We start from the raw sequence: 22,291 nt of genomic DNA, 5'->3' as shown, positions 1-22,291 counted from the left end.
GATGGCCTTCGGTACCTGGGAACCCTACGTGTCGCTGCAGGAAAAAGAGGGCAGTACCTTGATCCGCAACGCCATGGGCCTGATGAGCGCGCCGACCTATATCGTGGCGTACGAGCCGGCCCTGGCGCAAAAAAGCGCGATCATCGCAGACTTCATTGCGCGCCTCACCCGTGCTCGGGCGTGGAGCAGCATGCACGTCGATGAGTACGCCGAGGCGTGGTGCAAGGCCAACCAATCGGCGCCGGAAATCGCCAAAGTGTGGTTCAAGCGCGATGCGATCAAAGTGCTGCCGATCTCGCCAACGATTGTCAGCGAGGCCCAGGCCACGCCGGATTTCCTGGTGGATGCGCAGATGTTGAAGCAGCGGTATGACGTGGCGCCGTTGTTTGATCGGGTGCTTTAAACGCAGAGGAAATGTGCGCTCATAGTATCCACCGGATGTTTGTTCAGGTGCTGGACTAGGATTTTTCTTCCGGAGCTCACCGGAAACAAAATTCCACTGGCATCGGCAAGGAGTAGCCAGTAGGCTACGCGTGATGCTGTGACCAATTTAGTCGGCAGGACGCCGGAGTTTGATACATGGCTCGACGGTATGAGGGATATTTGGGGGAAAGCGGCGGTGCTGACCCGCCTGGACCGAGCTGGAGAAAACAATTTTGGAGATTGTGAATCGGTAGGCGACGGCTTGAGTGAAATGCGTGTGTTTGTCGGGCCCGGTTACAGGATTTATTTCGTGCGTACGGGTATCACCGCTTACCTGATGCTGTGGGGAAGCGGTAAACCGACCAGAAGAGAGGAATCAAGCGGGCGAAAGAGATTCTTGATGCCCTGAGAGGTAGATGAAATGAGCGAATCGAAATTCAAACCCGAGGATATGCCGATCCTCGATCTTGATACGTCCGGTACCCGCGTCTATGAAGCTTCGCGCTTCCTCGACAGCCCGGACACCATCAGTGCGTATCTGGCGCAAAGCATGAGGTCTCAAGACCCACAGGTACTGATGAAGGCACTTGCGGAGGTCACCAAAGCCCAGGGCGTGAACAAGGTGGCCGAGGCGGCGGGGGTTAATCGCGAGAGTCTTTACAAAACGCTGAAAGGCGGATCAAAAACGCGCTATGAGACGATCCAGAAGCTGATGATGGCGTTAGGGGTTGAGCTGACTGTGCAGCCGATTGCGATCCAAAAAACACCGGCAGTCGTCCGCAAACCTTAATACGAAAACGCGCACTTCAGCACGAAGCAGTTCGAGTCTGGGAGCAGGCAAGCCAGCTCCCATATTTATTTGCGTGTTTTTGGCCTTACCGCACCAGGCACGGCTGCTTGTTGTTGAAGCGCCATCCCGGAATCAGGAATTGCATCGCCACGCTGTCATCCCGCGCCCCGAGGCCCATGCCTTTGTACACTTCATGGGCCTTGGCCACGGCGTTCATATCGATCTCTACACCCAGGCCTGGCTTGCTCGGCACTTTCACGTAGCCGCCTTCGATTTTCAGTGGCGCCTTGGTCAGGCGTTGACCGTCCTGCCAGATCCAATGGGTGTCGATGGCGGTAATGTCGCCCGGCGCGGCGGCGGCTACCTGGGTGAACATCGCCAGGGAAATATCGAAGTGGTTGTTGGAGTGCGAGCCCCAAGTCAGGCCCCATTCATGGCACATCTGTGCGACGCGCACCGAGCCCTGCATCGTCCAGAAGTGTGGGTCGGCAAGAGGAATATCGACGGATTGCAGCTGGATGGCGTGGCCCATTTCGCGCCAGTCGGTGGCGATCATGTTAGTGGCGGTTTTCAGCCCCGTGGCGCGGCGGAATTCGGCCATGACTTCGCGGCCTGAGTAGCCGTTTTCGGCACCGCAGGGGTCTTCGGCATAGGCCAGTACGTGGTGCTGGTCTCGGCACAGGCGGATGGCTTCTTTCAATGACCAGGCGCCATTCGGGTCTAGGGTGATGCGGGCATCCGGGAAACGTTCGGCCAAGGCCGTGACGGCTTCGATTTCGGCATCGCCACTGAGCACGCCGCCTTTGAGCTTGAAGTCGTTGAAGCCGTATTTGGCTTTGGCAGCCTCAGCGAGGCGCACCACGGCGTCGGCCGTCAGGGCTTTTTCGTGGCGCAGGCGGAACCATTCATCGTCGCTGTCGGCCTCGTCGCGGTAAGCGAGGTTGGTAGCGCTGCGGTCGCCGACGTAGAACAGGTAACCGAGCATCTTCACGGCATCGCGCTGCTGCCCTTCGCCGAGCAAGGCGGCCACCGGGACATCGAGGAATTGACCCAGCAGGTCGAGCAGCGCGGCTTCCATGGCGGTGACGGCGTGGATCGTAATGCGCAGGTCAAACGTCTGCAGGCCGCGCCCGGCCGCGTCGCGGCAAGCAAAGGTGCTGCGCATCTGGTTGAGCACGCGCTGGTACTGACCAATGGGCTGGCCGATCACCAGGCTGCGGGCGTCTTCCAGGGTCTCGCGGATGCGCTCGCCACCGGGTACTTCGCCCACGCCGGTATTGCCGGCGCTGTCTTTGAGAATGACGATATTGCGCGTGAAGTAAGGCCCATGGGCGCCGCTGAGGTTGAGCAGCATGCTGTCGTGGCCGGCGACGGGGATGACCTGGAAGTGGGTAACGACGGGAGTGTTCATGGCAAGTTCCTAAATGGGCTCAAAGAGGTTTGCTGAGGGCGGCGCCCGTAGGCACAGTTGGCGCCAGCACGGCGGAGGGCGACGTCTTGGCAAAAAACACCAGGATCGCAGCGAGCACCGAGGTGCCGGCCAGGCCATAGAGGCCGCCCTGGATCGAACCGGTGGTCTGTTCCAGAAAGCCAAAGGTGGTCGGTGCAACGAAACCGCCCAGGTTACCGATCGAGTTGATCAGCGCGATCACCGCGGCGGCAATGCGCGCATCCAGGTAACCCTGGGGAATCGGCCAGAACAGCGACGACGCCGACTTGAAGCCGATGGCCGCAAAGCAGATCGCCACAAAGGCAAAGATCGGCCCGCCGATGGTGGACATGAACATGCCTGCGGCGGCAATCAACAGCGCCGCCGCCACCCAGGCCTGCTGGAACTTGAACTTGCCCGACAGCGAGGCGAAGGTGTACATGGCGATGATCGAGATCAGCCATGGAATCGAGTTGAAGAGGCCGACCTGTATATCACTCAAGTCGCCCATCTTTTTGATGATGCTCGGCAGCCAGAATGTCGCCGCGTAGATCGTCAGTTGGATGCAGAAATACAGCGCGCAAAACAGCAGGATCTGGCGGTCTTTCAGCAACGTGCCGAGGGTCGGTTTGACGGTGGTGAGGGCTTCACGTTCGAGCTGTTCCTGGTCGATGGCATTGACCAATGCGTCTTGTTCTTCGCGGGTCATCCATTTGGCGTCGTGGGGTTTGGAGTCCAGCCAGAACCACACAAAGAACCCCAGCGCCACCGAGGCCAGGCCTTCAATGGCAAACATCCACTGCCAGCCGTGGAAGCCAAACCCTTCGATCTGCAACAGTGCGCCTGAGAGAGGACCGGAAATCAGTGAGGCGACCGCCGAGCCGCTGAGGAAAATCGCGATGGCTTTACCACGCTCCACGCCGGGCAGCCAGCGGGTGAAGTAGTAGATCACCCCAGGGAAGAAGCCGGCTTCGGCCACGCCCAGCAGGAAGCGCAGGATGTAGAAGTGGGTTTCGTTCTGGATGAACGCCATCATCGTCGCGACGATGCCCCAGGTGAACATGATGCGGGTCAGCCAGATTCGCGCCCCGACCTTCTGCAGCAGCATATTGGAGGGCACTTCGAACAGGGCGTAGCCGATGAAGAACAGTCCGGCGCCGAATCCATAGGCGGCGGCGCCAATGCCCAGGTCATGCTCCATGTGCGTGCGCACAAAGCCGATATTGACCCGGTCGATGTAGTTGAGGATGAACATGATCACGAACAGTGGGAGCACATGGCCCTTCACTTTGCTCACGGCGCGTGCGAGGACCGAATCGCTTTCTGGTGCGGCAGATGCATGGCTTGAATTGTTCACAATTCAAAACTCCCCCTGATTATTTTTATGCGGGTTTGCGTGTTTTGTTGATAGACATCATACAAGTAGGTTTCGTGAGATCGCAATGCAGTGGTGCGTGTTTTTGTGCTTATAACGCCCTGTGTAGATCAGGTTTTTTGGTTTTTGTTATAGGTTTCACTTGGTTTTATGCAGGTTTTGAATGGTCTGATTGTTTGGGAGAGTCGCAATGGTTCGAGTGAAAAACGTGAGCGGTATGATTGGTTGTCATACAAGTTGATGGTTTTTTTAATCAAGCCGGGCCCGTCGCCGGGCGGGGTGTTAAGCTCCCTCCAGCTCAGCCCCGTGGACTTGTAGCAATGCCCATTGAAAGTGGAACCCCCCTGCGCAGACGCTCCACCAACCTTGCCCAAGGCGTGGTCGATGCGCTGACCCAGCGCATCCTGCTTGGCCAGTTGAAGCCCGGTGAGAAATTGCCATCGGAATCCACCATCGTGCTTGAGCATGGCGTGAGCCGAACCGTCGTGCGCGAAGCGCTCTCGAAACTGCAGGCGTCTGGCCTGGTGGAAACCCGTCACGGCATCGGCACCTTTGTATTGGCGCTGCACGCCCAGCAGGGTTTGCGCCTGCATGTGGACACGGTGGCCAGCGTGCGCAATATGCTCGAGTTGCGTCTGGGCCTGGAGGTACAGGCCGTAGCGCTGGCAGCGGTGCGTCGAACCGACGTTCAACTGGCCCACATGCGCCAGGCGCTCGACGATTACCAGGCGTCCCTGGCCAACAACGACACTTGTGTGGAAGAAGACAAACGCTTTCACCAACTGATCGCCGAGGCCACCGGCAACACGTTTTTTACCGAGATCATGCTGCACCTGGGGAGCGCGATGATTCCGCGCACCCAGCTCAAGGGTGACGAGCGTGGCGGCGCCGACTTTGCCCAATTGGGGCAACTGGCGAACCTGGAGCACGAGGCGATCTTCAACGCGATCAAACGCCAGGACCCTGACGCCTCACGCGCCGCCATGGTGCTGCACCTGACCAACAGCCGGGACCGTTTTTCGGGGGAGCAGGGCCGTTGAACGAACACACTTTATCCATGCGCCTGGAGCGCGTGGGGGCGAACGTACCGACTGGCGCGCGCCTGGCGGATATTGGCTCCGACCACGGCTATTTGCCGGTGGCCTTGATGCGCCGTGGTTTGATCGTGGCGGCGGTAGCGGGGGAGGTGGCTGCTACGCCATTCCATGCGGCGCAGCGCACCGTACGCTCCAATGGCCTGGAGCAGCAGATTACGGTGCGCCTGGCCGATGGCTTGGCCGCCATCGAACCCCGTGACGGCATCACCGCGATCAGCGTTTGCGGCATGGGTGGCGAGACGATTCGCGACATTCTCGAAAACGGCAAGTCTTACTTGAGTGGCCAGGAACGGCTGATCCTGCAACCCAACGGCGGCGAGCAACCCGTGCGCCAATGGCTGATGGATAACGGTTATTCCATTCTCAGTGAAGAACTGCTGTGGGAGAACCGCTTCTACTACGAAATCATCGTCGCCGAGCGCGCTGGGCCGGTGGCTTATAGCGCCGAACAGCTGTACTTCGGCCCGCTGCAGATGCAGGCGCGCAGTCCTGCGTTCCTGGCCAAGTGGCAGCGCATGTTGCATCAAAAGCAAAAGACTCTGGCCAGCCTGGAGCGCGCGCGGCAGGCGGTGCCTGAAGAGACGCGGCAGGAGATTTCCCAGCAGGCCAGGTGGATTGCCGCGCTACTGGCTTGACACACGTTCATTCAAATTCTCCAGCCCCCACAGGGATGGGGGTTGTGCCGGGTGTTTGCGCCATTAGTTACAGGGGCGCTCTGGGGGTGAGTGTTTCTGCCCCATTTTCGTGCGTTTCTCGTTGTTTATTTGGTGCGAGCCCGCCTATTTCGGGGCGTTCCTTCATCGGCCCATTTTTTGCTTGTGGCTTCTCAATCAATGACATGGCATTTTGCCGTTAGTCATTTCAAGGCTTCACCCAGCGGTGCACCGCGTGGGTCGTTTTTGGAGAGTGGTCGGACATGCACAGCCTTTTATCACCGGGTATCCGCCTGCTGGGTCGTTTCGGCTTTGCGCGCAAGTTCCAGATCCTGTTCTTGCTGTTCATGCTGCCCCTGGCGGGTAGCCTATGGACGATTGGCTCGGACTATCGCGACAAATTAACCGTGATATCGAGCGAGCAGTCCGGCGTTCGGCAATTAATCGCCTTGGACGCGTTGGATGACCAATTGACGGCCCAGCGCAACCTGGCCGCGCGGTGGAAAGCGGCAGATATACTGCACGCTCCGACGCCGGCGGCGAAGGCGGCGATGGACAAGGTGGATGCGAATTTCCCAGTGATCCTGCAAAGCCTGCAAGCGTTGGGCGATTCACTAAAGTCCCAGAACGCCAGCGCCGATATCCTGGCCCGCTTCGAAGCGTTACAGGCCACAGTCAAGGGCATGGATTCCCAATCCCTGCGCACCGTGGGCTGGTGGCCGGACGGCTACGACCGCTTCACCTTGGCCCTGACCGCGATGCAAACCCTGCGCGAGCAGATCACCCAGGATACCGGCTTGATCCTGGACCCGTGGTTGGAAACCTACCTGTTGATGCAGATTTCCACCCAGCAAACGCCTGACCTGATTGAGCGGATCGGCCGCATGGCCAGTGTGGGTCAGTCATCCATCGCCTCGGGGCAGTTCACCCTGCAAAGCCGTTTGCAGATGCGTGACCTGCGCAGCCGCATTGGCGATGCACGGGACCAGTTGGTTAAGGCCGCTGCCCCCCTTAGAGCCAAGCAATACGTGGGGCTAGGTCCCTGGACCACGCAGTACGACAACAGCCTGCAACGGCTGGACAACGAACTCAAAGTGCTCGACGAGGGCGTGTTCGGCGGCACCATCAAGCTCGATACGGCGGCCTTCGAAACCAGTGTCGACGGCATGCTCGACGGTTTGGCCGCACTGCGTAACCAGTCGCTGACGTCGCTGGATGCGCGCTTGAGCTATTACCACACGCGTTCCATGCAGCAATTTGTCCCGTTGGCGGCGACGTTCAGCCTGCTGGCGTTGGCAGCGTTGTATCTGTTCATTTGCCTGCAAGCCTCGATCCGGCGTAGCGCCAGCGGTATCACCACCTTGGCCGAATCCTTGCGAGACGGCAATCTGTGTGTGGAAGTGGCCTTTGAGGGGCGCGACGAGCTCGCCGCGATCAGCGCTGCCTTGAACGTCGCAGTGGTGCAGTTGCGCACCAGTCTGTTAGGTGTCAATCACGAAACCCAGCAGCTTGGCTCAGCGGTACAGACCCTCAACTCGCAATCGGGCAGTACCCTCAACGAGGTCGAAGACCAGCAACACCAGATCAGCCAGATTGCCGCCGCTGCTACCCAATTGGCCGCCACCTCCATGGGCGTTGCCCGCAGTTGCGAACAAGCCTCGAGCAGCGCCCAACAAACCCGGCGCATTGCCGAGGACAGTAGTCGCGACAGCCAGCGCACCACGGCCAGCATCCAGCAGCTCAATCAACGCCTGACTGACACCGCCAATGCGCTGGAGCAAGTCAACCAGCAGGGCCAGCAGATTCAATCGGTGGTCGATACCATTCGGGGCATCGCCGAACAGACCAATCTGCTGGCACTCAACGCCGCCATCGAAGCCGCCCGCGCCGGCGAGCAGGGCCGGGGGTTTGCCGTGGTCGCTGATGAAGTGCGCAGTCTGTCACAACGCACACAGGCCTCGACCGCACAGATCGCCGACACTGTGGACAGCCTGCGCGCGACGGTCAGTCAGGCAGTTACCCTGATGGGCGCCGCCTGCGAACAAGCACTGACGGATGCGCAATCGGTCACCGGGCTTGGCGTTCGATTGGGCGAGATCGCCGGCGCGGTGCAGAACGTTACCGACACCTTGGCGCAAATCGCCACGGCAGTGGAGGAACAGGCCACGACGGCGGATGAAGTGAGCGGCAATATCCAGCAGGTCGACCAGGCCGCCGGGCGCCTGCTCGACGGCGCGCGCGCGGTGAACCAGGCGGCCGACACGCTGAGCAAGGGCAGCCAGGCACTGAGTGACAACACTGCACGGTTTCGATTGGCGTAAGCGCCGAGGCTGGCGAGCGGAACCCTTTCGTCGCGACTGACCACTTATTGTCCGAACCCTGGCGCACCCGATAAGTGACGCCAGCATCCAGGTCCCCAAGGAACACGGCCAACAACAACGCCCTTCGATCTCACGGGATTACAGGTATGAACTTTGATATCTCGAGTACTTTGCGTGCGACTCTGCTAACTATCGGAATTTCCAAGGAGCACATTGGCGCTTTCGATCTTCATTCGTCTATTGAGATTAACTTCAAAACGATCAGTCCGATTATTTTTACTGTTGAAAATGACAAGGTGTGGATGTGGAGTCGGTTGAACAGTCACTTCAATGTTGATGTTCATGCACAGAAGTTACTTGTTCTACTGCAACACGCATTGCCCTGGGTCGTGACGGGGCAGGCGGTCTTTGGCAAGGGACGAGCGGGCTACGAAATCAAAGCGTTGTTAGCGGTAGATTGCATTGTATCGCCTGAAAAAATGCAGGGAGCATTGGATGGATTTTACCGTCTGATGGTATCAATCAATAACACACTCAATTGAATACTCACCCGCACTCCACTTTTTTATGAGAGATAAATAATGGTAATTGAAACTGGCACTGCACCCGTGCAGCAGACGCCTACGGGGCAGCGGGTTGAGGATAATGGCCTGAGAAAGACGGAATTTGTCAAAAACTTTGATTACATCAAGAATAAGGCTATTGAGGTTTCCTCCAACACACTGCCTACGTTGACCATGAAAAACGGAGGCAAAGAACAGCCGGTTCATTTTCTTGATGATGGTGCGTATGTTGCGCAAGTCAGAAATGGTGCCGTCTACAATGCTGTGATTGACAGTGAAATTGTTGAAAAATACTCTCAAGACAATGTCGTGCCGGGCAAGGCATCCATCAAGGATGGCGCGTTGAGTCTGGGGTTGAATCGGTTCAGGATTACGGGCCCCACTCAAACGGAAACCCAAAAAATCCTGGCGGGACTCCAGCATATCAAGGACCCGGAGGCCCGCATGGCTGAGCTTTCCAAACTCGTCAACGACCAAGGCACTCACAGTGTGGAGGGGGCGATGAGGCTTACCATGGTCAACGATCCGGTCAGGCGGGCGTTCGAGAGCTATTACGCTAAGCACGCCTTGCAAGATTATTTCAGTAGCCCAGAGAAGTACCAGAAATTTTCAGATATCTCCACTCGCCAAGTTGATTATCTTAAACAACATCTCATCCCTGCCGCCTTAGTCGAAAAGTATGAAGCTGCCTGGCGCAATGAAAGTTTTGACACCGCCATTGTCGGTTTGGATCAGTTGCAAGGCTTCTATACGCGTGCCAAGAAAACCCTCGAAACGCTGGAGGTGACACCGTCGGCGCAGCAGGCAATATTCGATATCTACAAACATCGTTACATGAGTTATGCGCTGAAGAATGAGCCCGAGGCCGAAGCGAAACTTCCAGTGGGGCATTGGGACGGCGTGTTTGATCCGATCAAGGCGCCTGGTAAAGGGCGCGTGGAACTCAACGCCAAAGAGGGTAACTTGTTCAGGCAGGCAGACAGTTTCAATGTTGGGATTATGAGGAACATTGACGCCACGCCCAGGGACTTGCGGCTTAATGAACCTCATTATATTAAATACGAAAGCGATTACAAAAATCAGTTATTAGCCAGCGCCAGTACGCGCTGCCCGGACAGGCTTGAAATGCAAGATCCCAATCATCCGGATGCATTCAAGCCTGGCTCTTATTTAAAAGACTTTTTTGGAAAAGGTACAGGGACCTATGTCAATGGTCCTTCGGGCTCTATTTTGATCGAGCATGGCGCTTTACGCGCGTGCAAAGATGCCCATGCACAGGCGAGTGCTGATGACATAGAAACTTACCTGGCTATTCAAGCCCTGTTATTTATCTATATTGATGGCGGGCACTCAATGGATGAAATCGCCTATGCGCTGAAGCAGGGGAGTGCGCGAGAAAAACTGCAAGAAGCGTTTGGAGGTCGAGATGGATTCGACAAGGTGGGCACCAAAATTTTCATGAACTACGGCGCTTTGGAGAAAGCCGCCAATGATGCCGCCACGTTCAGCCATGCACTACAGGTCAAAGATCACGCCCATCAAAAAATAACCCATACCGATCCGGCCGGGTTAACCACTCGTGCGCAAACTAAAACGTTGGCATTGAAGCAAACGGCATCCGCCCGAGGTGTGCTTTATCACCCCGCAGACGTCCTGATTAAGGAATTGGGGGCTGCTGCCAAGCTACTGCATAAGGTTGTCTCGAATCTCAGTCCCGAGCACCAGAAAACGCTCGGTGCTCATTTATTAGGCGAGGGCAGATTATTGGAGGGGGGAACAACCGCCGATTTGCTGGCAGCGTTACAACGAGTCAGCGCGCCTGAGCTTTTGCCGGCTGGCGTGGAGGTAAGTGCTACGGACAGGGCTGTGGTGATTGCACTGATGGGTGATATCGGCGGTTTTTACACCACCCCTGCCAATGCAAGTGTGGAGATGATGACGGCGCTGAATGATCAGTTGGAGGCACATGGCGTGCAGATACCGTCCCCGGCATCCGTACAGGCTATGCGGGACACGGGCGGTTCTACTGCTGTTGGCCCGGACAAAAGGGCGGAGCGGAAAGTCCGCTCCTTTGAGTCACCAAAACACATTCCCTTCCGCGCCGGAGTACACAATACGGGCTCGGTTGCCGACGAATTGCTGAATATCGATGCAGCCAAACGTATCCCCGCCAATCGCTGGGCAGTCTTCGATATCAGTACGCCTCGTATCAAAGAAACCACCGAACCCTTTGTCGGGCACATGTCGGCTTCTCCGGCCGAGATACTTCAAACCTGGGATATGTTGCGTGGTGTCAAAGCGAAAGACCAGTACGTGGGAGCACTGCGCGGTCACCCGATTCGTCCAGAGGGCGGGGAGTCGCCAGGTTTGATGTCAGCGCAGCAAGAACAGCGCTATGCCCGTGCCGCGGGTGCAAGTGCCTTCTTAGTGGGGTTGGGTTATCACAGTGCGGTCGAGGTGCTCGAAGGTACGCTGGTGTACACGGGACAAAGCATCAGAAACAAGGGAACACTGTCCCCGACACAGCAGGATTCTGCCCATGTGTTCGGACACGGCGCGGCGACGGACCTCATGAGCGAATTGTTCAAGGCCAATACGACAGCGTAGCGTGCTACTTTTTTTGCTGCGCTGGCAGATCAGGCCACGTAGTGTTCAAATCAGCCAAACGCCTCCACAATCGGTAGAAATTTAATTGTCTGCACTCCTGGGCGCTGGCGTAGTCTGTTTGCAAGACACCCCTGTCGCCCAGCGGAGCATTCAATGATCATCGTCCACCACCTCAACAACTCACGCTCGCAACGCATCCTGTGGCTGCTCGAAGAACTCGGCCTGCCCTACGAAATCAAGCGTTACCAGCGCGACCCAAAAACCAACCTCGCGCCGCCTGAACTCAAGGCCATCCACCCACTGGGCAAATCTCCGGTAATCGAAGACGGTGGCCAGGTGTTGATCGAATCTGCCGCCATCATTGACTACTTGATCCGCCGCCACGGCCAGGGCCGTCTGCAACCTGATCCCGCCAGCGCAACCTACGACAGCTACGTGCAATGGCTGCATTTCGCCGAAGGCTCGGCCATGCTGCCGTTGATGCTCAACCTCTATGTCGGCCGCCTCGGCGACGCAGGCGCGCCGTTGCACCCGCGTATCGAATCGGAGGTGGCCAATTATTTGGGTTACTTGAACGATGTACTGGGGCAGACGCCTTACCTGGTCGGCGATGAATTGAGCGGCGCGGATATCCAGATGAGCTTTATCGGTGAAGTCGCCGGCGCCCAAGGCAAATTGCAGGCCTACCCGAACCTGGCCGCGTGGGTGGAAAAATTCCAGGCGCGGCCTGCGTATCGCAAAGCGGTGGAGCAGGGCGGGGAGTACGCGTTCGCGAAATAACGTGGCTTAGGGGGGCAGCTTTGCCCCCATTCTTTGCAGTTATTGACCTTCGAAACGCCTCAACGAAAACGACGATAAATCCAGCTCGCTCGCCCCCCGGATGCACCACTGCGCAAACGCCTCCCCCAGCGCCGCCGAATGCTTGAAGCCATGCCCCGAACACGGCGACACCACCAGGGTGTGCTGCAACGTGGGGGCTGGTCGATGATGAAATGGTGGTCCGGCGTCACGGTGTAGGCGCACACCGCCGACTTAACCACCTTGGCCGTCACCCCGCAGAGACGGCCCTGCACCTGTTGTTCGTATATCTCGCGCTCTTGCGCAGGCGAGACTGTGCGGTCGAGTGTCTCGGGCGTTGACGAAGTGTGGTACTGCGCCGTGGCTATCTTCAAACTGCCCTCGCCGGGCAACGCGGGGAAACCGTAATTGGTATGTTCCAATGGCTATTTCGGCCGAAAGCGTCCCCTTTCTTTCACAACCGGTCTACCATGCCAACCCCCGGCAGTGGTTAACGCGCTACCGACCCCATTCTTAAAAGGTACCGCAATGTCCATCGACCAAATCTCCCTTCCCAAAGGCTTAGGCCCTCACGCCATCAAGCTCCTCGAAGCCATCACCGGCGCTTCAACCCATGAAGAACTCAACCGCGCCGGCGGTAAGGCTGAGGGATTTGTGTTGGGGCTTGAGTCCACCAAAACCATCAAGAGCCAAATCGCCGAGTCGTTGTATGTGGCCTACGACGACGCGGCGAGTAATCGGGCGGGGGAGTTGAAGGGCTAACAATTAGCCGGGGTAGGGTGCTTCGCGGTCAAGGAGTTTGGACGTGAGCAACACGCCCAGTTCGCTCAGTTGGTGGATAGCCAGGGCGACGCTGAATAGGGCGGATGTCTCAGGTTTTGCTTGAGACATGACGATATCCAGATTAAGGCCATCACCTCGTCGCGACTAAACAAAAAGGTGGCAGCTGTACGCAGGTTAGTAGACCGGTGGATATCAAAGCCGGCGCGCCCGAAGGCGCCCTACGCACAGCCACCATCAAGCTCAGACGCAATGTCTGACTGATGAAGCTCATGCACTTTCAATACCCAACTCAGGCCACTAAACCCGATCCCCGAGAAGTCGGCGACCAGGCAACCTTAGAGACGGCCACCCCGGCCCACGGTCACGTGGCAGGTCTTCGGCACGTCGGAGAGGTTTTCCGGGTTGCGCGCCAGCTTTTCTATCGCTGGGGTTTGGCCCTGGCGGCGATGGGTTTCTGGCGGATGTCCACCGTCACGATCCAGGATTTATCCACGGCGGCGCCCATTGCGCCGGTGTTGGGGGAGATGCCCTCGATTTTGGCGGTTTCATAGCCTTGTGAGTAACAAAAGCCAGGTGCTTGTTCCACGTAAGCAGCGCGGCCAGGGTCGGTGAGGCTGTAAGTCTTGTCGCTTTTGGCGAGCAGACCGCCATCCAATACGCTATAGAATTGCCTCCTGGAACTGGCCTCACAACGAAGGATTGAGCATGACATTGACGGTCGAGACCCTACTCCAACTGGCCATGGCCAACCCCATCAACGCCGAAATCACCGCACGCCTGCCCGACCTCGGCGTGGACCAATGCATGCTCACCGCCGGCTGTCTGTTCCAGGCAGTGTGGAACCATCAAGTGAATCTTCCCGCCGCTCAGGGCGTGAAAGACTACGACGTTTTTTACTTCGACACAGACGTGTCCTACGAGGCGGAAGATGCGGTGATTCGTTCTGCCGAGGCGCTGTTCCAGGACCTGGGCGTGAATGTGGAGGTGAAGAACCAGGCGCGGGTGCACCTTTGGTACGGCGAGCGGTTTGGTCGGCCCTATCCGCAGTTGCACTCGGCCAAGCAGGGCGTGGATCGTTACCTGGTGGCAGGTACGTGCATCGGCTTGGATATCGCGACGGGTGAGGTGTACGCGCCCTATGGGTTGGATGACGTGGAACACGGCGTGCTGCGCATCAACCCGCTGCATGCGGAGCCGGCGTTGTTCATGCACAAGGCCAAGCGTTATCAAGCGCGTTGGCCGTGGCTGAAGATTGTGGCGCCGGGTTCAGCCCAGTAACCCTCCCAGCACGGCGCTGGCGGCCACCACCAACCAGGGCGGCAGCTTCCAGAACATCAGCGCCACCAACGCGACCAGTGCCAAGCTGAAGTCCAGCGCAGTGAAGATCGCGCTGGTCCACACCGGCTGATACAGCGCCGCCAGCAATAACCCCACCACTGCCGCGTTCACGCCGGCCAGCGCAGCCTGGGTGCGTGGGCTGCGGCGCAGGGTTGCCCAGAACGGCAGTGCACCCATCACCAGCAAAAATGACGGGGCAAAGATCGCCAGCAGGGCGATCACACCTCCCATCCAGCCGTTCGGGGCATGGTTCATCGAGGCGCCAAGGAACGCGGCAAAGGTGAACAGCGGGCCGGGCACGGCTTGCGTGGCGCCGTAGCCCGCGAGGAATACGTCATTGTTCACCCAGTGCGGTGGCACCACTTCGGCTTGCAGCAACGGCAGCACCACATGGCCGCCGCCGAACACCAGCGAGCCGGTGCGGTAAAAGGCATCTACCAAGGCCAGCGTGGGATTGGGCAGCCAGCCGGCCAGCATCGGCAGGCCCGCCAGCAACACGAGGAACAGCCCCAGCCACAGGGCGCCCGAGCGGCGGCTGATGGCGACCGGCAGCGTGTCAGGCTCGGCGCTCGGCTCATGTTTGAACAGCAGCAGACCGGCCACGCCTGCGGCGCAAATCACCCCGACCTGGGCCCAGGTGGACGGTTCCAGCAGCACCATACACGCCGCAATCAGCATCAGCATCACACGCGCCAGGCCTTGGCACAGGGCGCGCGCCATGCCCCAGACGGCTTGGGCGACCACGGCCACGGCGACGACTTTGAGGCCATGCAGCGCGCCGTCGGGGAGGGCGCTGCCATAGTGGGAAAGGCCCAGGGCGAACAGAATCAGCGCGATGGCTGACGGCAGTGTAAACCCGGCCCAGGCAGCAGCGGCGCCAGCGTAACCGGCGCGGGACAGGCCCAGCGCGATGCCGACCTGGCTGCTGGCCGGGCCAGGAAGGAATTGGCACAACGCGACCAATTCCGCGTAACTGCGCTCGCTCAGCCAGCGTCGCCGTGTGACGAACTCCTCGCGAAAATAACCCAGGTGCGCAATCGGGCCGCCGAACGAGGTGAGGCCCAGGCGCAGGAAGATCAGGAATACCGACCAGGGGCTGTCGGGATGATCAGCACAGGAGTGGGCCAAGGGGCGAGGTCTCATGAGGTGTTGCGCCACCTTAGCGAATTTTGATGACGTGAAGAAGAGGCCTCTGTTTACGCCAATTGCAACGCGTGATGGAATTTTTGCGCGGGCATTTGAGTCATTGAAGGATGCACGGAGAAAGCCTTCCCATCACTAACACTGACGACAGCAAGGACAGACGATGACCTTTTTTATTTTCCTGCTGGCCTGCGCGGCGGCTGCCAGCACCGGCATCATTTTCAAACCAGGCGCCTGGTACGAATCCCTCGTAAAGCCCAGCTTCACCCCGCCAAACTGGCTGTTTCCCGTGGCCTGGACGATTATCTATCTGCTGCTGGCCTGGGCCGGCTACCGCTTGAGCCTGATCCCGGGCAGCGAAATCGTGCTGGCGTTGTGGGCGGCGCAGATTGCGCTTAACACGCTGTGGACCCCGGTATTCTTCGGCGCGCATCGGATTTTCGCCAGCATGGTGATTATCGCGTTGCTGTGGGTCACCGTGGCCGCGATGGTAGTGCTCGCCGTGCGCCTGGACCTGATCACCGGCTTGATCCTGTTCCCCTACCTGGCGTGGCTGTGTGTCGCGGCGGCGTTGAATTTCTCGATCCTGCGGAATAACCGCTGATGACCCACAAGCTCTGGCCCGCCAGTGAACCTGAACTGGCCGAGATGCGCCGCTTCAATCAAAAGCTCGCGTGGATGCCGCGCTTTAAAATCCGCAATCGGGTTACACCGCGTCTGATTCAGGCGCTGTTGCGCGTCAGCCAAAAGGTCAGGAAAGGGCCGGAGGCGGAGTGCAAGGTGGTCGACTCAGTGCCTGTGCGCATCCTGCGGCCGAGCGGCAAACCCAAAGGCGTGGTACTGGATATCCACGGTGGCGGCTGGGTGATTGGCAATGCGCAGATGGATGACGACCTCAATCTGGGCATGGTCAACGCGTGCGACGTGGCGGTGGTGTCGGTGGATTATCGGCTGGCGGTCGACACACCGGTCGAAGGGCTGATGGACGACTGCCTCGCGGCCGCGCGTTGGTTGCTGACCACGGATGAGTTTGCCGACTTGCCGGTGTTCGTCGTCGGCGAATCGGCGGGCGGGCATCTGGCGGCGGCGACACTGCTAGCGTTGAAACAGTGGCCCGATTTGCTCAAACGGGTAAGCGGGGCGGTGTTGTACTACGGCGTTTACGATTTGACCGGCACCCCCAGCGTGCGCGCCGCGGGGCCCGAAACCTTGTTGCTGGACGGGCCTGGCATGGTCGAAGCGCTGCGCATGTTGACGCCAGGGTTGAGTGAGGGCGAGCGTCGGCAGGCGCCGTTGTCACCGCTGTATGGCGACCTCGTCGGGTTGCCGCCAGCGTTGATGTTTGTCGGGGAGTTAGACCCGTTGAAAGATGACACCTTGTTGATTGCTGAGCAGTGGCCCGGGGCTGAGGCGCATCTGTTACCGGAGTCGGCCCATGGTTTTATCCATTTTCCGGTGGTGATGGCGCAGGGTGTACTTGCCTATAGCCGCCAGTGGATCAGTCAAAGAATGGGCGGGGGAGTACTCAATCTTCCTTCGTCCGGATAACCTTTCGCTCCCCCATTCAAGCCAAGGAAAGCACGTGAAGGTTCTTCAAGGACTCATCGGGTTATCGGCGCTTTATTTGCTGGCCGGCTGTGAGCAAGTCACCGAGAAGACACTGCGCTTCGACGTGCCCTACGGCTATTACGAGACTGCCTTGCGCCAAGACGTCACGGGCAAAGGCCAGTTGACCTGCAAGGTCGCCACCGACACCCAGGACCGTGGCGCAAAGTGGGTGCCTTCGGTCATTCTTGCGGCCGCCGAGGATGCTGCGCAAGACGATACGCTGTTCCTGTCCAGCTATACGCCCGCCGACAGCGACGTGCGGCTATTCCAGCTGCGCACTTTCAACAAGGCAAAGCCAATCATCGATACCTTCTTCCATCGAGCTCCCGACCATAACGGCGTGTACACCCTACGGCTGACCTGGCAAGCAGATGGCACTGTCGGTTATCAAGTCGAAAACGGCGGCGTCTGGGAAGAGAAGAAGCTTGTCGAGAAACCAGGGTTTACCGTACGCCACGTGAGCGTGCATGCGTCGGGGATGAAGGGCAGTGCAGTCTGTGAGTTGCGCCAGTGAGTGGTACCTGTGATTTGAGGCCGTTGAAAGGCTGATCCATTGAACTAAAAACTTGATCAAAGAGTCAGGTTAATCAGCTGCTCTTCTCTCATCATGAGGACTCCACGATGCGCCAATACACGCTCAACTACCGCTTCAACGAAGAATTGCGCACCCATGTGTTCGAATTCAAGCAGCCCGAGTTGCCGGTGCATGAGGCGGCGTTGCACTTGCTGCAATTGCATTTTGGCGATGCCGAGAATGGCTTGATCCTGCCCCCTGCGGATGCGACGCCGGAGGAAATTCTGGAGCAGGCGCAGGTGGTGGGCATTACGCAGATTGAGGTTGTATGAGCGAAAACCGACGGATTCAGGCGGTCACGGCTGTATTCCTGTGCTGTAGAGCCGAAGCCAGCATTGGATTTCTGGTGTTGTCGTAACCGGCGTTACTCAGTTCGGGCGCAACCGCAGTATCTGCGCGCCATCAAACGGGTCTGTCAGGTAGTGCGCCTGCACCCCAAACGTCTCCTGCAAGCGCTGCGGCGTCAGCACTTCCATCGGCTCGCCCAGCGCCACCAGCCGTCCACGATCCAGTACCGCCAGCCGATCACAGGTCAGCGCTTGATTCAGGTCATGCAGCGCAATCAATGTGGTCACCGGCAGCCCTTGCACACCCTTCAAGATCGCCAGCTGATGCTGGATATCCAAATGATTGGTCGGCTCATCCAGTAGCAGTATCTGTGGCCGTTGCGCCAATGCGCGGGCGATGTGCACGCGTTGGCGTTCACCGCCCGAGAGGCTGCGCCAGGCGCGTTTGCTCAGGTGAGTGGCGTCGACGTCATGCAAGGCCTGGTTCACGATGGCATCGTCTTCGCTGGACCACGGGCTCAGCGCCGACAACCACGGCGTACGGCCCAGCGCCACGGCGTCGAACACGCGGATGGCATCGTCCGTGTCAGCCTGTTGCTCCACCACGGCCAGTTGCTGCGCGATGGCGCGGCGAGACAGGTCACCCAAAGGCTGGCCGCCCAACAACACTGCGCCAGATGCCGGCGCGCGCAAGCCTGCCAGCAGTTTGAGCAAGGTGGATTTACCGGAACCGTTTGGCCCGACAATTCCCAAGGTTTCACCCAACTGCACGTCCAGGTGAATATCGCGTAATAACTCAGCCTCACGCACCTTGAAGCCCAACCCCGTGCAGCTTAAAACCGTCATCGCGCGTTCCTCCGGCCAATGAGGATCAGCGCGAACACCGGCGCACCGACCAGCGCCGTGACCACGCCGACCGGAATCACCTGGCCCTTGATCAGCGTGCGCGACAGCACATCCGCTGCAATCAAAAACAGCGCGCCGCCGAGTGCGCTGGCCGGCAGCAAGCGTGAGTGCCCGGTGCCGAGCAACAGACGCACGGCGTGGGGGATCACCAGCCCGACAAAGCCGATGGCGCCGACAATCGACACCATCACGGCCGTCACCAGTGCCGCGCAGCCCACCAACACAAATTGCACGCGGCGCACGGGGATACCAAGGGACGCCGCCGAGTCACTGCCAAAGGTGAACGCATCCAGCGCCCGACGATGCCACAGGCACACGGCCAAGCCCACAACCGCCACCGGCACCGCCAGCCACACCGACGGCCAGCGCACGCCGCTGAGGTTGCCCAACAGCCAGAACATGATGCCGCGCGCCTGTTCGGAGCTGGCCGACTTGGTGATCAGGAACGCGGTAAGCGCATTGAACAGCTGCGATCCGGCAATGCCGGCGAGGATGATCTGGCCGGTGCCGCTCGACGAACCGCTGGCGCGCGCCAGCAGAATCACCAAGGCAAACGCCGCCACCGCGCCGACAAACGCACCGGCCGACAACGAGATCAGCCCGCCACCCACGCCCATCAGCGCCACCAGCACCGCGCCAGTCGAGGCGCCGGCGCTGATGCCCAGCAGGTACGGATCGGCCAACGGGTTACGCAATAACGACTGCAGAATCACCCCGCACGTCGCAAGTCCCGCACCGCACGCGGCGGCTACCAGGGCACGTGTGAGGCGGTAGTTCCACACCACGCCCTCATCGATCGGGTCCAGCGCATAGCCGGCCGCCCACAGTTTATTGGCGAGTACCTGGAGCACGACGTGCGGCGAGATGGCGGTTTCACCGATGGCCACGCCGGCGAGCACGGCGATCAGTAGCAAGGCCAGGGCCAGTAGGGTCCGGATCAGGCTGGCAGTCATTTGTGCAGGTCGTAGCCGTCGATGGCGGCCGCCAGTTGTTCAAGGCCGTCGAACGTACGAATGCTGGCCTGCAGCGCCATGGCATCGATGATGATGATGCGGTTGTTTTTCACCGCGTCCATGTTGCGCGTGACCGGGTCGCTGCGCAAAAAGGCCAGTTTCTTTTCATGGTCGTCAGCCGGGTAACGGCGCCGGTCCATGCGTGCGATGATCAAAAAGGTCGGGTTGGCCTTGGCGATGGTTTCCCAGCCGACGGCGGGCCATTCTTCATCGGACTGCACCACGTTGGAAAGGCCGAGGGTTTGTAACATGAATTCGGGAATGCCTTTGTGGCCGGCCACGTACGGCTCGCTGGCCATCTCGGAACTGGAGAACCACACCAACGCGCTGGCGTGCTTGAGGCCTTTGCTTTGCACGGTGGCGACCGACTTGGCCAGGCGCGCCTTGAGTTCGTCGTTCAATTGTTCGCCGCGATCCTGTACGTCGAAAATTTGCGCCAACTGGCTGATGCTTTTGTAGATCGTCGCGATGCGGAAAGGCTCCAGCCGCGTGCCATCGGCGCCCACCAGGTTGTCTTTGCCTTCGCAGTCGGAGGGCAGCAGGTAGGTGGGGATCTTCAGCTCATGGAATTGCTCGCGGGTGCCGACCACGCCTTGTGGCCCGACCACCCATTCCAGCTCGGCGGCCACCAGTTGCGGGCGCTTGGCGATCACCGCTTCGAAGCTCGGCTCGTTGTTGGCCAGGCGCTCGATGCTGTCGTTTTGCGCCTTGAACTGCGGCAATACGCTGTTGAACCACAACGAAGTGCCAACCACTTTATCGCCCACGCCCAGCGCGTAAAGCATCTCGGTAGCCGCCTGGCCAATCGTCACGCTGCGCGCGGGAGCCTGTTGGAAGGTCAGGCGGCTGCCGCAGTTTTCCACGGTCAGTGGGTAGTGGGTGGGTGCGGCTTGGGCCAGGGCACAGAAGCTGACGCCGGCGAGCAGGGCGGTAACGCGTGGCAGCATGGGGCAATCTCCGAGTGAACCGTACGTCGAACTGGGGAGGTACGGTTCGGAAACACACCCTTGAGCACTGTGGTGGAGACAGGCAAGCGTGTCCTCCCGGACACCCCGCCGGTTAGTGATTGAGCTTAAGCCGGCAGGTCTCCTGACTGATGCGTCGTCGCCACGCTCCAGCCTTCCCGGACGTGATCCAGTGGCATTAAGGAGCAGGCTCAGCACCTACAGTTGCGGGGGCAGTTCCGATTGGCGCGGGTGTAGCGCGCTTCGGATTCCCTATTAGTCCCGTTTGGGAACCGGCGCGGTATGGTAGTCGATCAGGCGCGTCAGCGGGAGCTCCAAAGACGCGGGGCATGAAGATGGTGGTAGCTCTGGCGGGGGCCGACAAAGTGCGTGCGGCCGTTGAGAAGACCCGGGCGCAGTTTCATTACATCAATGCGCAATGATCGCTCGCACCTTGAGCCGTCTGGGTGGACTGGCGCGGTTGTTCAGCGTGAAGGCCGAAGCTCGACTGATTCGGCCAATCACCACAGATCAAAATGTGGGAGCTGGCTTGTCGAGCTGCTGCGATAGCCATAAGTATCTCCACATCTTGAGCGAGCACTCTGCTACGCGTTATCACATCAAAAATGTGTAGATACCTGTGCTCCCACACGTGGTGCATTTGAAGCGTCGGTCAGAGACGAATGTCTTCCGGACCTTGTATCAACGCTTCAATCCGCGTGCCGGTGGCGCGTTCTTCGTTGCTGAAGCCGTCGTAGTCGGCAAGGTTGGCAAAACGGATGCCGGTCAGCCGTTCTATCTGGATCACACTGCGTTGGTAGGTCCTGAGCTGGCCGAACACCAGCTCGAGCCGGCCCAACTCGCGGCTCTGGTCAATCATGTAGGCGCTCGCGCAAGGCTTGCCGTCGTCGCCGAGGTAGGCGACGACTTTCCAGAAGGCCTTGGGGATTTTAACGCCCCGGTACACACGGTCGTCGTCGGCAAACACCGGCCCGGTAAACACGGTGGCGCGGGCTTTCCAACGTTGTGTGTTATCGAGAATATAGTCTTCGAGTTCCAGCCAGGTCTTCTGGTTGAACCCACTCATCTGCGGCGAGCAGTTGGTGAAGTGGAATGTGTCGACGTTGGCGATTTTCGCCTCGTCGCCCCAATTGGGGTCCTGTCGGCGTACCAGGTGGCCGCGATCAAGGCCATTGCTGGCGTAGAGGTCTTCGCCCACCTGCGCGTCGATGGGCAGGCGGCCATCGTAGGCCCAAATGTCGTTTCTGCGGGCAACGTCCACATGCAGCCCCCCGTCGATATTGGCGCCCACGTACAGCGCGAGGCGCCTTGAGCGTGACATCGTCACCGAGAAGTGCGTGTAGTCCAGGCGGTCGCCGCCCTCTTTCAGCGTCTGTACATCATCCGCAATCGCGCCCTCAACGGTGGGCCAGGGCACCACGAAGCTGCCGAGAAAATCCTCGGCGTAGCCGCTCCGGTCCTTGAAGTCCTTGGCCGCAGTGACGCGTGGCGTCGCCGCCTTGGCCTCCAGCAGAGTGGGGCTGGGCGCGAGCAGCGGGCGCAGGTCGGCGAGCCGTGGGCGGTACGAAAGGTCGATTTTGGTTTTGCGTGCGGGCATCGGTCAGTCCTCCTTGGATAA

Annotated in this window: 21 protein-coding genes, 4 pseudogenes and 1 riboswitch; of the genes and pseudogenes, 15 read left to right on the top strand and 10 right to left on the bottom strand. The window is 59.3% G+C overall.

The window, feature by feature from the left end; translation table 11 throughout:
- Positions 1-4: 4 nt before the first annotated feature.
- From AACY44_RS24565 to AACY44_RS24555, 3 genes and pseudogenes are all read left to right on the top strand, one after another.
- A pseudogene (locus AACY44_RS24565) lies at positions 5-403 on the top strand (ABC transporter substrate-binding protein); the annotation flags it as partial.
- 138 nt (positions 404-541) lie between these two features.
- Positions 542-843: pseudogene (locus AACY44_RS24560) on the top strand (type II toxin-antitoxin system RelE/ParE family toxin).
- Between the two features lies 1 nt (position 844).
- Entirely contained in the window at positions 845-1,213 is a 369-nt protein-coding gene (locus AACY44_RS24555; protein WP_339416392.1) for an addiction module antidote protein, read from the top strand.
- An 85-nt stretch (positions 1,214-1,298) separates the two neighbouring features.
- On the opposite strand, the gene gudD is transcribed toward AACY44_RS24555, so the two are convergent.
- Together gudD and AACY44_RS24545 are read right to left on the bottom strand one after the other, a co-directional pair.
- Positions 1,299-2,624, bottom strand: coding sequence for a glucarate dehydratase (gudD, locus tag AACY44_RS24550; RefSeq protein WP_339427448.1), 1,326 nt, complete (start codon positions 2,622-2,624; stop codon positions 1,299-1,301).
- A gap of 19 nt (positions 2,625-2,643) precedes the next feature.
- Positions 2,644-3,999 (bottom strand): MFS transporter, encoded by a 1,356-nt coding sequence (locus AACY44_RS24545; RefSeq protein WP_339427449.1) that lies wholly within the window; start codon positions 3,997-3,999, stop codon positions 2,644-2,646.
- Positions 4,000-4,337: 338 nt separating this feature from the next.
- On the opposite strand from AACY44_RS24545, the gene AACY44_RS24540 reads away from it, so the two are divergent.
- From AACY44_RS24540 to AACY44_RS24515, 6 genes are all read left to right on the top strand, one after another.
- Positions 4,338-5,057 (top strand): FadR/GntR family transcriptional regulator, encoded by a 720-nt coding sequence (locus tag AACY44_RS24540; protein ID WP_339416385.1) that lies wholly within the window; start codon positions 4,338-4,340, stop codon positions 5,055-5,057.
- On the top strand, positions 5,054-5,749 hold the full coding sequence (locus AACY44_RS24535; RefSeq protein ID WP_339416384.1) for a tRNA (adenine(22)-N(1))-methyltransferase: 696 nt from the start codon (positions 5,054-5,056) through the stop codon (positions 5,747-5,749). The genes AACY44_RS24540 and AACY44_RS24535 overlap by 4 nt, the downstream gene beginning before the upstream one ends.
- A 281-nt stretch (positions 5,750-6,030) precedes the next feature.
- Entirely contained in the window at positions 6,031-8,088 is a 2,058-nt protein-coding gene (locus tag AACY44_RS24530) for a methyl-accepting chemotaxis protein (protein ID WP_339531231.1), read from the top strand.
- Positions 8,089-8,234: 146 nt separating this feature from the next.
- The gene (locus AACY44_RS24525) at positions 8,235-8,630 is read left to right on the top strand and encodes an InvB/SpaK family type III secretion system chaperone (protein ID WP_339437380.1); all 396 of its coding nucleotides are present in this window, start codon (positions 8,235-8,237) and stop codon (positions 8,628-8,630) included.
- A 39-nt stretch (positions 8,631-8,669) separates the two neighbouring features.
- On the top strand, positions 8,670-11,258 hold the full coding sequence (locus AACY44_RS24520) for a hypothetical protein (protein WP_339531229.1): 2,589 nt from the start codon (positions 8,670-8,672) through the stop codon (positions 11,256-11,258).
- 153 nt (positions 11,259-11,411) lie between these two features.
- The gene (locus tag AACY44_RS24515; protein ID WP_339416376.1) at positions 11,412-12,038 is read left to right on the top strand and encodes a glutathione S-transferase family protein; all 627 of its coding nucleotides are present in this window, start codon (positions 11,412-11,414) and stop codon (positions 12,036-12,038) included.
- A gap of 39 nt (positions 12,039-12,077) precedes the next feature.
- Here AACY44_RS24515 and AACY44_RS24510 read toward each other — a convergent pair.
- A pseudogene (locus tag AACY44_RS24510) lies at positions 12,078-12,466 on the bottom strand (FAD-dependent oxidoreductase); the annotation flags it as partial.
- A gap of 118 nt (positions 12,467-12,584) precedes the next feature.
- Between AACY44_RS24510 and AACY44_RS24505 the strand changes: the two are divergent.
- Complete coding sequence (locus AACY44_RS24505; RefSeq protein ID WP_339416375.1) at positions 12,585-12,818, top strand: hypothetical protein; 234 nt, start codon at positions 12,585-12,587, stop codon at positions 12,816-12,818.
- Between the two features lie 3 nt (positions 12,819-12,821).
- Here AACY44_RS24505 and AACY44_RS24500 read toward each other — a convergent pair.
- Together AACY44_RS24500 and AACY44_RS24495 are read right to left on the bottom strand one after the other, a co-directional pair.
- Positions 12,822-12,908, bottom strand: a pseudogene (locus AACY44_RS24500) (DUF6124 family protein); the annotation flags it as partial.
- 349 nt (positions 12,909-13,257) lie between these two features.
- Positions 13,258-13,494, bottom strand: coding sequence for a hypothetical protein (locus AACY44_RS24495; RefSeq protein ID WP_339416373.1), 237 nt, complete (start codon positions 13,492-13,494; stop codon positions 13,258-13,260).
- Positions 13,495-13,544: 50 nt separating this feature from the next.
- On the opposite strand from AACY44_RS24495, the gene AACY44_RS24490 reads away from it, so the two are divergent.
- Positions 13,545-14,117 (top strand): nucleotidyltransferase family protein, encoded by a 573-nt coding sequence (locus AACY44_RS24490; protein WP_339416372.1) that lies wholly within the window; start codon positions 13,545-13,547, stop codon positions 14,115-14,117.
- Here the strand turns inward: AACY44_RS24490 and chrA are convergent.
- Positions 14,106-15,320: a chromate efflux transporter gene (gene chrA / locus AACY44_RS24485; RefSeq protein ID WP_339416371.1), complete on the bottom strand. Its 1,215-nt coding sequence runs from the start codon at positions 15,318-15,320 to the stop codon at positions 14,106-14,108. The genes AACY44_RS24490 and chrA overlap by 12 nt on opposite strands.
- A gap of 163 nt (positions 15,321-15,483) precedes the next feature.
- On the opposite strand from chrA, the gene tspO reads away from it, so the two are divergent.
- The 4 genes from tspO (at position 15,484) to AACY44_RS24465 (ending at position 17,774) form a co-directional block, all read left to right on the top strand.
- Positions 15,484-15,924 carry a tryptophan-rich sensory protein TspO gene (tspO, locus tag AACY44_RS24480; RefSeq protein ID WP_339416370.1) on the top strand — a complete coding sequence of 147 codons (441 nt, stop codon included), beginning with the start codon at positions 15,484-15,486 and terminating at the stop codon, positions 15,922-15,924.
- The gene (locus AACY44_RS24475) at positions 15,924-16,868 is read left to right on the top strand and encodes an alpha/beta hydrolase fold domain-containing protein (RefSeq protein WP_339416369.1); all 945 of its coding nucleotides are present in this window, start codon (positions 15,924-15,926) and stop codon (positions 16,866-16,868) included. Before tspO ends, AACY44_RS24475 begins: the two co-directional genes overlap by 1 nt.
- A 34-nt stretch (positions 16,869-16,902) precedes the next feature.
- On the top strand, positions 16,903-17,442 hold the full coding sequence (locus AACY44_RS24470) for a hypothetical protein (RefSeq protein WP_339416368.1): 540 nt from the start codon (positions 16,903-16,905) through the stop codon (positions 17,440-17,442).
- 107 nt (positions 17,443-17,549) lie between these two features.
- Positions 17,550-17,774 carry a hypothetical protein gene (locus AACY44_RS24465; protein WP_065874145.1) on the top strand — a complete coding sequence of 75 codons (225 nt, stop codon included), beginning with the start codon at positions 17,550-17,552 and terminating at the stop codon, positions 17,772-17,774.
- A 96-nt stretch (positions 17,775-17,870) separates the two neighbouring features.
- Here AACY44_RS24465 and AACY44_RS24460 read toward each other — a convergent pair whose 3' ends face one another.
- The 4 genes from AACY44_RS24460 to AACY44_RS24445 all read right to left on the bottom strand — a co-directional run bounded on the left by AACY44_RS24460 (position 17,871) and on the right by AACY44_RS24445 (position 22,270).
- Positions 17,871-18,635, bottom strand: coding sequence for an ABC transporter ATP-binding protein (locus tag AACY44_RS24460; RefSeq protein ID WP_339416367.1), 765 nt, complete (start codon positions 18,633-18,635; stop codon positions 17,871-17,873).
- Positions 18,632-19,636, bottom strand: coding sequence for a FecCD family ABC transporter permease (locus AACY44_RS24455; protein WP_339416751.1), 1,005 nt, complete (start codon positions 19,634-19,636; stop codon positions 18,632-18,634). Before AACY44_RS24455 ends, AACY44_RS24460 begins: the two co-directional genes overlap by 4 nt.
- 8 nt (positions 19,637-19,644) lie before the next feature.
- Entirely contained in the window at positions 19,645-20,655 is a 1,011-nt protein-coding gene (locus AACY44_RS24450; protein WP_339416365.1) for an ABC transporter substrate-binding protein, read from the bottom strand.
- A 115-nt stretch (positions 20,656-20,770) separates the two neighbouring features.
- A riboswitch (cobalamin riboswitch) is annotated at positions 20,771-20,965 on the bottom strand.
- 360 nt (positions 20,966-21,325) lie between these two features.
- On the bottom strand, positions 21,326-22,270 hold the full coding sequence (locus tag AACY44_RS24445; protein ID WP_339416364.1) for a DNA/RNA non-specific endonuclease: 945 nt from the start codon (positions 22,268-22,270) through the stop codon (positions 21,326-21,328).
- Positions 22,271-22,291: the final 21 nt, after the last annotated feature.

Source organism: Pseudomonas sp. RA_15y_Pfl1_P11, assembly GCF_963970975.1.
Taxonomy (GTDB): domain Bacteria; phylum Pseudomonadota; class Gammaproteobacteria; order Pseudomonadales; family Pseudomonadaceae; genus Aquipseudomonas; species Aquipseudomonas tritici.
The sequence above is the reverse complement of the archived record's forward strand: the minus strand, read 5'-3'. Positions and strand labels throughout refer to the sequence as shown.

Bases quoted from the DNA above. Each gene is read 5' to 3' on its own strand.
- AACY44_RS24555 (WP_339416392.1), top strand. From the start codon at position 845: ATGAGCGAATCGAAATTCAAACCCGAGGATATGCCGATCCTCGATCTT.
- gudD (WP_339427448.1), bottom strand. From the start codon at position 2,624: ATGAACACTCCCGTCGTTACCCACTTCCAGGTCATCCCCGTCGCCGGC.
- AACY44_RS24540 (WP_339416385.1), top strand. From the start codon at position 4,338: ATGCCCATTGAAAGTGGAACCCCCCTGCGCAGACGCTCCACCAACCTT.
- AACY44_RS24530 (WP_339531231.1), top strand. From the start codon at position 6,031: ATGCACAGCCTTTTATCACCGGGTATCCGCCTGCTGGGTCGTTTCGGC.
- AACY44_RS24525 (WP_339437380.1), top strand. From the start codon at position 8,235: ATGAACTTTGATATCTCGAGTACTTTGCGTGCGACTCTGCTAACTATC.
- AACY44_RS24520 (WP_339531229.1), top strand. From the start codon at position 8,670: ATGGTAATTGAAACTGGCACTGCACCCGTGCAGCAGACGCCTACGGGG.
- AACY44_RS24515 (WP_339416376.1), top strand. From the start codon at position 11,412: ATGATCATCGTCCACCACCTCAACAACTCACGCTCGCAACGCATCCTG.
- AACY44_RS24505 (WP_339416375.1), top strand. From the start codon at position 12,585: ATGTCCATCGACCAAATCTCCCTTCCCAAAGGCTTAGGCCCTCACGCC.
- AACY44_RS24490 (WP_339416372.1), top strand. From the start codon at position 13,545: ATGACATTGACGGTCGAGACCCTACTCCAACTGGCCATGGCCAACCCC.
- chrA (WP_339416371.1), bottom strand. From the start codon at position 15,320: ATGAGACCTCGCCCCTTGGCCCACTCCTGTGCTGATCATCCCGACAGC.
- tspO (WP_339416370.1), top strand. From the start codon at position 15,484: ATGACCTTTTTTATTTTCCTGCTGGCCTGCGCGGCGGCTGCCAGCACC.
- AACY44_RS24475 (WP_339416369.1), top strand. From the start codon at position 15,924: ATGACCCACAAGCTCTGGCCCGCCAGTGAACCTGAACTGGCCGAGATG.
- AACY44_RS24465 (WP_065874145.1), top strand. From the start codon at position 17,550: ATGCGCCAATACACGCTCAACTACCGCTTCAACGAAGAATTGCGCACC.
- AACY44_RS24460 (WP_339416367.1), bottom strand. From the start codon at position 18,635: ATGACGGTTTTAAGCTGCACGGGGTTGGGCTTCAAGGTGCGTGAGGCT.
- AACY44_RS24450 (WP_339416365.1), bottom strand. From the start codon at position 20,655: ATGCTGCCACGCGTTACCGCCCTGCTCGCCGGCGTCAGCTTCTGTGCC.
- AACY44_RS24445 (WP_339416364.1), bottom strand. From the start codon at position 22,270: ATGCCCGCACGCAAAACCAAAATCGACCTTTCGTACCGCCCACGGCTC.